Origin of the sequence: Pedococcus sp. (assembly GCF_036554925.1) — a bacterium.
Lineage (GTDB): Bacteria > Actinomycetota > Actinomycetes > Actinomycetales > Dermatophilaceae > Pedococcus_A.
In genome coordinates, this window is the sequence record NZ_DATBMI010000149.1 from 1 (window position 1) to 8,707 (window position 8,707).

Annotated in this window: 6 protein-coding genes; all 6 read right to left on the bottom strand. The window is 72.0% G+C overall.

What is annotated here, in order from left to right; translation table 11 throughout:
• A partial coding sequence (locus VIB11_RS12140) for an ABC transporter ATP-binding protein (RefSeq protein WP_332031488.1) occupies window positions 1-1,560 on the bottom strand: 1,560 nt, incomplete at its 3' end.
• A complete protein-coding gene (locus tag VIB11_RS12145) occupies window positions 1,557-3,293 on the bottom strand; it encodes an ABC transporter ATP-binding protein (protein WP_332031489.1) in 1,737 nt (578 codons plus the stop codon). The genes VIB11_RS12140 and VIB11_RS12145, both read right to left, overlap by 4 nt.
• 154 nt (window positions 3,294-3,447) lie before the next feature.
• Complete coding sequence (locus tag VIB11_RS12150; RefSeq protein ID WP_332031490.1) at window positions 3,448-4,965, bottom strand: DUF7059 domain-containing protein; 1,518 nt, start codon at window positions 4,963-4,965, stop codon at window positions 3,448-3,450.
• The gene (locus VIB11_RS12155; RefSeq protein WP_332031491.1) at window positions 4,962-5,675 is read right to left on the bottom strand and encodes an AIM24 family protein; all 714 of its coding nucleotides are present in this window, start codon (window positions 5,673-5,675) and stop codon (window positions 4,962-4,964) included. Before VIB11_RS12155 ends, VIB11_RS12150 begins: the two co-directional genes overlap by 4 nt.
• A gap of 64 nt (window positions 5,676-5,739) precedes the next feature.
• Window positions 5,740-6,195: a GNAT family N-acetyltransferase gene (locus tag VIB11_RS12160; RefSeq protein WP_332031492.1), complete on the bottom strand. Its 456-nt coding sequence runs from the start codon at window positions 6,193-6,195 to the stop codon at window positions 5,740-5,742.
• Window positions 6,196-6,357: 162 nt separating this feature from the next.
• Window positions 6,358-8,703: a sodium-translocating pyrophosphatase gene (locus VIB11_RS12165; protein ID WP_332031493.1), complete on the bottom strand. Its 2,346-nt coding sequence runs from the start codon at window positions 8,701-8,703 to the stop codon at window positions 6,358-6,360.
• Window positions 8,704-8,707 lie beyond the last annotated feature (4 nt).

The window sequence follows — 8,707 nt, forward strand, 5'->3', positions numbered from 1 at the left end:
CGCCCCCGGCCGCCCGTAGGCGATGTTCTCGCGGATGGTGCCGCCGAACAGCCACGTGTCCTGCAGCACCATGCCCACCTGCGAGCGAAGCCCCTGCCGGGTGAGGTCCGTGATGTCGATGCCGTCGAGGGTGATCCGCCCCGAGTCGAGCTCGTAGAACCGCATGACGAGGTTGACCAGGGTGGTCTTGCCGGCGCCGGTCGGCCCGACGATGGCGACCGTCTGCCCGGGCTCGACCACGAGGTCGAGGTCCTCGATGAGCGGGGTGTCCGGGGAGTAGGAGAACGTCACGTGCTCGAACTCGACCCGGCCGCGGGCGGTCGCGAGCACCGCGGGCTCCTGCGTGTCGGGCTGCTGCTCAGGGGCGTCGAGGAGCTCGAAGACGCGCTCCGCGGACGCCACCCCGGACTGCAGCAGGTTGGCCATCGACGCGACCTGGGTCAGCGGCTGGGTGAACTGCCGCGAGTACTGGATGAACGCCTGCACGTCACCCAGGCTCATCGAGCCGCTGGCCACCCGGAGCCCGCCGACCACGGCAATGGCGACGTAGTTGAGGTTCCCGATGAACATCATCGTCGGCATGATGATGCCGCTGACGAACTGCGCGCCGAACCCGGCGGCATACAGGTCGTCGTTCTTGGCGGCGAACGCCTCCTGGCTCTCGTGCTGGCGCCCGAAGACCTTGACCAGCCCGTGGCCGCTGAAGGTCTCCTCGACCACCGCGTTGAGCTCGCCGGTGCTCTTCCACTGCTGGACGAAGTGCCGCTGCGAGCGCTTGCCGATCACGGCGGTGACGACCATCGACACCGGGATCGTGACGAGCGCGATCAGCGCCAGCAGCGGCGAGATGACCACCATCATCGCCACCATGGCCACGACGGTGAGCAGTGAGGTGAGCAGCTGGCTGAGGGTCTGCTGCAGGCTCTGGGCGACGTTGTCGATGTCGTTGGTGACGCGGCTCAGCAGCTCGCCGCGCGGCTGGGCGTCGAAGTAGGGCAGCGGCAGCCGGCTCAGCTTGGCCTCGACGTCGCGGCGCAGGTTGTAGACCACCCGGTTGACGGCGCCGGTGAGGATCCAGCCCTGCGCCCACGCGAGCACCGACGCCACGACGTAGATCGCCAGGACCAGCAGCAGGACGCGACCGACCGCCGCGAAGTCGACCCCCTGGCCGGGCACGACGTCCATCGCCGCGACCATGTCGGCGAACGTGTCGTCCCCGCGGGCCCGCAGGCCCTCGACGGCCTCGGACTTGGTGAGTCCCTCGGGCAGCTGCCGGCCGATGACACCGGCGAAGACCAGGTCCGTCGCCCGGCCCAGGATCTTGGGGCCGATCGCGGTCAGGGTCACGCTGGCCAGCGCCAGCGCGAGGACGCCTGTGAGCGGGGCCCGCTCGGGACGCAGCAGGCCGAGCAGGCGCTTCGCCGACGGGCCGAAGTCCTTCGACTTCTCCGCCGGCATCCCGACGCTCATGTGCGGCCCCCGGCGCGACGCGATCGCGCCGGGCCCGCGCCGGGCCTCGGCTGCCCTCTCCTCGGCCGTCTTGACGCCCTCGGCGGTCATGCCGCCTCCTCCGCGCTGCGCTGGGACTCGACGATCTCGGCGTAGGTCGGGCAGGTCTCCAGCAGCTCGTCGTGACGACCCGTGCCGACCACCCGGCCGCCGTCGAGGACGACGATGCGGTCGGCGTCGACAATGGTCGAGACCCGCTGCGCCACCACGATGACGGCCGTGTGCCGGGTGACCGGCCGCAGGGCCAGGCGGAGCCTGGCGTCGGTCGCGAGGTCCAGTGCGGAGAACGAGTCGTCGAAGAGGAAGATCGAGGGCTTGGCCACGAGCGCCCGGGCGATGGCCAGGCGCTGCCGCTGCCCGCCGGAGACAGTGGTTCCGCCCTGGGCGATCGGCGCCTCCAGCCCGCCGTCCATGGCCCGGACGAAGTCCTCGGCCTGCGCCACGCGCAGCGCCTGCCACAGCTCCTCGTCGCTCGCCTCCGCGTCCCCGTAGCGCAAGTTGCTCGCGACGGTCCCGGTGAACAGGTACGGCTTCTGCGGCACCAGCCCGATGCGGGACCAGACGTCCTCGAGGGCGGCGTCGCGGACGTCCACGCCGGCGATGGCCACGCTCCCAACGGTCACGTCGTAGAGGCGCGGGATGAGCGAGAGCAGGGTGGACTTGCCGGAGCCCGTGCTGCCGATGATCGCCGTGGTCTGCCCCGGCACGGCAGTGAGCGTGACGCCATGCAGCACAGGGGAGTCCGCCCCGGGATAGCTGAACTCGACGTCGCGCAGCTCGACGGCAGCCGGCCCCGAGGGGATCGGCGTGGGCTCCTGGGGAGCCACCACACTGGAGTCGGTCTCGAGCACCTCGGTGATCCGGCCGGCCGAGACCGTGGCCCGCGGGATCATCATCGACATGAAGGTCGCCATCATGACGGCCATCAGGATCTGCATCAGGTACGACATGAAGGCCGTGAGCTCGCCGATCTGCATCTGGCCGCTGTCGACCCTGTGGCCACCGAACCACAGCACCGCGACCGTCGAGGTGTTGAACACCAGCATGACGAGCGGAAAGGCGAGGGACATGAGCCGGCCGACGGCGAGCGCGGTGCCGGTGTACTGGGTGTTGGCGGCGGCGAAGCGGTCTCGCTCGTGCTGCTCTCGCACGAATGCCCGCACCACGCGGACGCCCGTGATCTGCTCGCGCAGGACCCGGTTGACCCAGTCGACCGACTCCTGCATGAGGCGGAACTGCGGGACCATCCGCCGGGTCACCAGCGCCACGCACAGGGCCAGCAGCGGGACGGCGACGGCCACCAGCCAGGCGAGGCCGGCGTCCTCGCGCACCGCCATGACCACACCCCCGACCATCATGATCGGCGCGGAGACCATGACGGACGCCCCCATGAACACCACCATCTGCACCTGCGTGACGTCGTTGGTGTTGCGCGAGATCAGCGTCGGTGCCCCGAACCGGGAGACCTCCTGGGCGGAGAAGGAGCCGACGCGGGCGAACACGGAGGCTCGCACGTCGCGCCCGAGCCCCGCCGCCGACCGCGCCCCGAGGTAGGTCGCCGCGATCGTCGCGCCGACCTGCACCAGGGTGACGGCCAGCATCCATGCGCCGGTGCGCAGGATGTAGCCGGTGTCCCCCTTGGCCACGCCCTCGTCGATGATCTGGCCGTTGAGGCTCGGGAGGTAGAGCGAGGCCATGGTGCCCACCAGCTGCAGGAGCACGAGTCCCGCGATGAGCGCCTGGTAGGGCCGCAGGTGCTCGCGGACGAGGTGGACGAGCGTCACCCCCACAGGCTAGGCGAGCGCGCGGGGCCCCTCGACCGGATTACGCCGTGGGCCGACCCGTCCGGGGAGCGGCCGAGCAGCGGTCGGGCACCCGCCGGGCAGCGGCCGAGCAGCGGCCCGGCGCCGGCCGGGCACCGGCCGGGCGCCACGTCGCTCAGTGGCCGCGGACCAGCAGGCCGTCGGCCACGAGGTCGCGCACCAGGGGCAGCGCGGTGCCCCGCAGCGCGGTCTCGTCCTGGCCGAGGAGGGCGGCGATGGCAGTGAGCGACTGGCCGGCTGTCAGGTCCCCGTCGCACACACTCGCGAACGCCGCCATCGCGGTGTCGAGGCGCACGACGCGACGGAGCCCGCCGCCCTGGCGCAGCAGGATGACGCTCGGGTCGGACGCGCCGGGAGGAAGGCTGTGTCGCTCCTCGGTGACGTCCGGCGCACACCGCCACGCGACTCCGAGCACCTCGTCGTCGCTGTGCTCCGCCAGCCACGTCCGGGCGCGCAGGCCCGCGAGGACGGCGGGCCCCATGGGCCCGGCGACCGGACCCGTGGCCTCCTCGAGGTCGACGAACGGCTCGCGCTCGGTCGCCGGCCGCTGGAGGGTGATGACGCCGAAGCCGATCGAGGTGACGCCGCGCGAGGCGAAGTCGTCCAGCCACGCGGCATACATGGCGGCGAACTCCGCTGTCGCGCTGTGGTGACCGCCGTCGCGTGCCCAGGTCTCGGCGTACTGGGCGGGGTCCTGCACATCGCGCTGGACCACCCAGGCGTCCAGCCCGGTGCCGGCGACCCACCCGCGGACCCGGTCGCGCCAGTCGGCGTCGCCGACGATCTCCCAGTTGCCGAGGAACTGCGCGATCCCGCCCGGCTCCAGGTGCTCGCCGATCGACCGGACCAGGTCGGCGACGATCGCGTCGCCGGCCGCACCGCCGTCGCGGTACTCGAACAGCGGGACGCCGGCCCCACGAGGCGTGATGACGAACGGCGGGTTGCTGACGATCAGCCCGAAGCGCTCCCCCGCCACCGCGCCGAGCATCGAGCCGGACCGCACCTCCCACTCGACCTCGTTGAGCAGGGCGTTGAAGCGGGCGTACGCCAGCGCCCGCTCGGAGATGTCGGTGACGGTGATGTGGCGGGCGTGGGCGCCGAGGTGCAGCGCCTGCACCCCGCAGCCGGTGCCGAGGTCGAGGGCCCGCTCCACCTGGGGGCGCGGCGTCCAGGACGCGAGGGTCGTCGAAGCGCCACCGACGCCGAGCACGTGGTCCTCGCGCAGCGGCAGCCGCGTGGCCAGCTCGGAGAGGTCGGAGGCGACCCACCACGCGTGGGCGTCGTCACCGTAGGGGCGCAGGTCGCAGGTCGCGACCACGCCCGGCCCCTGCAGCACGACGAGCCCGAGGTCTAGCGCCCCGGTGACCCCCAGGGTCGGCAGGGCCGCACCCGCCTCCTCCTCGTCGACCGCGTCGCCGAGGGTGAACAGGCGCACCAGGGTCGCGACGGGCTCCCCCGAGGCGGCGGTCACGCGCTGCGCCGGCAGGGTCTGCTCGCGGTCGAGGGCCGCGCGGGCCAGCGGGCCGAGCAGCGCGGCGACGCCGTCGACGGTGTACCCCGCCGCCGACAGGTCGGCCCGCAGGCGCGCGACGAGGGCGGGGTCCGTCCGGGGAGGCGTCGTCGAGGTGCTCACCCGTCGAGGAACCCGCCGAGGTTGAACGCGCCGCCGCCGCCCGAGGACTGCGCCGCGGTGTCGGTCCACTCGCTCGGCTGGACGGCGACGAAACCGGGCCCGTGGAAGGCGTACTGGAAAGCCTCGCCGCTGCCGCCGCGGAGCATCGAGCGCACGTTCATGCTCGAGATGACCTGCGGGACGAGGTTGGCCGACCAACCCACACACGCCTGCACGTCGACGTAGGTCGGCTGCTGGCTGCAGTCGAGGATCACGGGCTGGCCCACCGCGTGGACCGCCACCGTGCCGGTGCCCTGGAGCGTGGTGTTGAACAGCCCGCCGCTCAGCTTCCCGGCGCCCTGGACGCGCTTGATGTCCCAGTCGACCGAGGAGTCGAAGGCGAGCAGGTTGCGGGAGTTGACCGAGAGGGCGTCACCGGTGAGCTCGATGAGGAAGACGTAGCCCGCCTCGGCGGCGAAGAAGACGTCGCCCTCGCCGGACACGCGCATGAGCGAGACGTCCTCCCCGGTGACGACCTTCTTGAGCAGCTTGCCCATGGTCCCGGACTTCTCGTGGTCGAAGCGGATCTGGCCCTGGTAGGCGATCATCGCCCCCTTGGTGGCGAGCACGTCGCCCCCGAGGTGGACCCGCAGCATCTGCGGGTTCTGCAGCGCGAAGCGCTGGTCGGCCTGGACCTCGAGGTTCGTCTGCTCGAAGAGTGCACTCTGCATGAGGCACAGCGTATGCCGCGTGGGCGGCGCGGCAGCGGGGACCTGCCGTGGCGCCATCCCCGGCTCAGCTGACGGGCAGCCGGTAGGCGAGCCAGGTCGAGCGCTCGGCCGGGGTCGCGTCGTACAGGCGCTGGGCGCGCTCGTTGTCCGGCGCCGTCTCCCACACCAGGGCCGCGCAGCCGTGCTCGCGGGCCAGCGCCAGGCAGGCGTCGAGGAGCCTGCGACCGACCCCTCGCCCGCGGGTCCCCTCCTGCACGAACAGGTCCTCCATCACCGCCAGACGAGCCCCGGTCGTGGTGTCCCAGCTCCAGAGCACCGTGGCGAAGCCGAGCAGCTCGCCCGGACCGGCCTCGGCCAGCAGCTGCCGGCCCTCCCGGTCCGGGTCGGCGAGGAAGGCGCTCGCCATGGCCAGGAGGCCACCGTCGTCCGGGCGGGCGCCGTAGAACTCGCCGTAACCCCGCAGCAGGGGCAGCAGGGCCGGCAGGTCCTCCGCGACCGCCGCCCTGACCACGATGTCCATGTCAGGACCCAACCACCGCGAAGCGGCACTGTCACCCTGACACTGAGGCGACCCTACGTCTCCCGCCCGTGCGTGCCCGGTCACGCACGCACCCGGCACACGTCGACGGCCGGCGCCACCTCGCGGTGGCACCGGCCGTCGACGTGGTGCGGGCAGGCGGGGTCAGCGCTGGACGCGCTCCTCCTCGAGCTCGCTGCCACGGGTCTCGTCGCCCTTGCGCAGGTCGACCTCGTGCGCGGCCGCGCTGGCGTCGTCGTCGGGGGCGGCCTCCGCGGCCGGGGCCTCCTCGACGGCGTCCCCGCCGATCGCGAGGTCACGCGTCTTGGACACCGCCACCGCACCGATGACGATCACCAGTGCGGCGACCGCGATGCCGTAACGGATCGGGGTGTTCGCACCGTTGCCGATGGTCAGGGTGACGATGGCCGGGGCGATGAGCACCGAGACGAGGTTCATCACCTTGATGAGCGGGTTGATGGCCGGGCCGGCGGTGTCCTTGAAGGGGTCGCCGACGGTGTCGCCGATGACGGTGGCCGCGTGGGCCTCGCTGCCCTTGCCGCCGTAGTGGCCGTCCTCGACGATCTTCTTGGCGTTGTCCCAGGACCCGCCCGAGTTGGCCAGGAAGACCGCCATGAGGCAGCCGCTGCCGATGGCGCCGGCGAGGAAGCCCGCCAGCGCACCGATGCCCAGGCCGAAGCCGACGGCCACCGGCATGAGCGCGGCCAGCAGGCCGGGCGTGGCGAGCTCGCGCAGCGAGTCCTTGGTGCAGATGTCGACGACCTTGCCGTACTCCGGCTTGGCCGTGCCCTCCATGATCCCCGGGATCTCGCGGAACTGGCGGCGCACCTCGAAGACGATCGCGCCCGCGGCCCGGGTGACCGCGTTGATGGCCAGGCCGGAGAAGAGGAACACCACGGCGCAGCCGAGGAGCAGACCCACCAGCACGCTCGGCGTGACGACCTGGAGGTCGAACATCGACTGGACGTACCGGCTCGGCTCCTCGGTGAGCTCGTTGCCCTCGATGATCCGCCGCAGCTCGCTCTGCCACGCGTCGCTGTAGGACCCGAACAGCGCCGTCGCCGCGAGGACCGCGGTCGCGATCGCGATGCCCTTGGTGATGGCCTTGGTGGTGTTGCCGACGGCGTCGAGGTCGGTGAGGATCTGCGCCCCCTCGCCGTCGACGTCACCGGACATCTCGGCGATGCCCTGGGCGTTGTCCGAGACCGGGCCGAAGGTGTCCATGGCCACGATCACGCCGACCGTGGTCAGCAGGCCACAGCCCGCGAGGGCGATGAGGAAGAGCGACAGCGAGAGCGACCCGCCGCCGAGGAGGAACGCGAGGTAGACCGCTCCACCGATGATCGCCGCGGTGTAGACCGCCGACTCCAGGCCGACACCGATGCCGGAGAGCACGACGGTCGCCGCGCCGGTCAGGGACGTGCGGGCGACGTCCCTCGTCGGACGCTTGTCGGTGCCGGTGAAGTGGCCGGTGAGCCACAGGATGATGCCGGCGAGGACGATGCCGACGATGACCGCCAGGACGGCGATCATGCGGGGGTCACCGTCGAGGCCGGAGATCTCGTCGCTGCCGGTCTCGAGCTCCGCGAAGGTGGCGGGCAGGTAGATGTAGGCGGCGATGGCGGACAGCACGCCGGAGATGGTGGCCGCGATGTAGAAACCGCGGTTGATGGCCTTGAGGGCGTTCTCGCCGGGCCGGACGCGCGTGATGAAGACGCCGATCAGCGCGGTGACCGCCCCGATGGCCGGGACGATGAGCGGGAAGACCAGGCCGTACTCGCCGAAGGCGACCGAGCCGAGGATGAGCGCGGCCACCAGCGTCACGGCATACGACTCGAACAGGTCGGCGGCCATGCCGGCGCAGTCGCCGACGTTGTCGCCCACGTTGTCGGCGATGGTCGCCGCGTTGCGCGGGTCGTCCTCGGGGATGCCCGCCTCGACCTTGCCGACCAGGTCGGCGCCGACGTCGGCGGCCTTGGTGAAGATGCCGCCGCCGACACGCATGAACATCGCGAGCAGGGCGGCTCCGAAGCCGAAGCCCTCCAGCACCTTCGGGGCCTCGCCCTTGAACCAGAGCACGACGATCGATGCGCCGAGGAGGCCGAGGCCCACGGTGGCCATGCCGACGACGCCGCCGGTGCGGAAGGCGATCCGCATGCCCGCGTCACGGTCGCCGTGGCGGGCGGCCGAGGCGACGCGGACGTTGGCCTTCACGGCGAGGCTCATGCCGAGGTAGCCGATGGTCGCGGAGAACAGGGCGCCGAGCACGAAGAAGCCGGAGCGACCGAGCTTGACGCCCCAGTCCGGCGCCGGCAGCAGGAGCAGGAGGAAGAAGACCAGCACGACGAAGACCGAGAGCGTCTTGAACTGCCGGGCGAGGTAGGCCTGCGCCCCCTCCTCCACTGCAGCGCCGATCTCCTGCATCTTCTCGGTGCCGGCGTCGGCGGCCAGGACCTGCCGACGGAAGAAGGCCCCCATGACCAGGGCGATCGCC

What these genes read in the sequence shown, in the direction of transcription:
- VIB11_RS12155 (WP_332031491.1), bottom strand. Translation starts at nt 5,675, where the DNA reads ATGCAGAGTGCACTCTTCGAGCAGACGAACCTCGAGGTCCAGGCCGAC.
- VIB11_RS12160 (WP_332031492.1), bottom strand. Translation starts at nt 6,195, where the DNA reads ATGGACATCGTGGTCAGGGCGGCGGTCGCGGAGGACCTGCCGGCCCTG.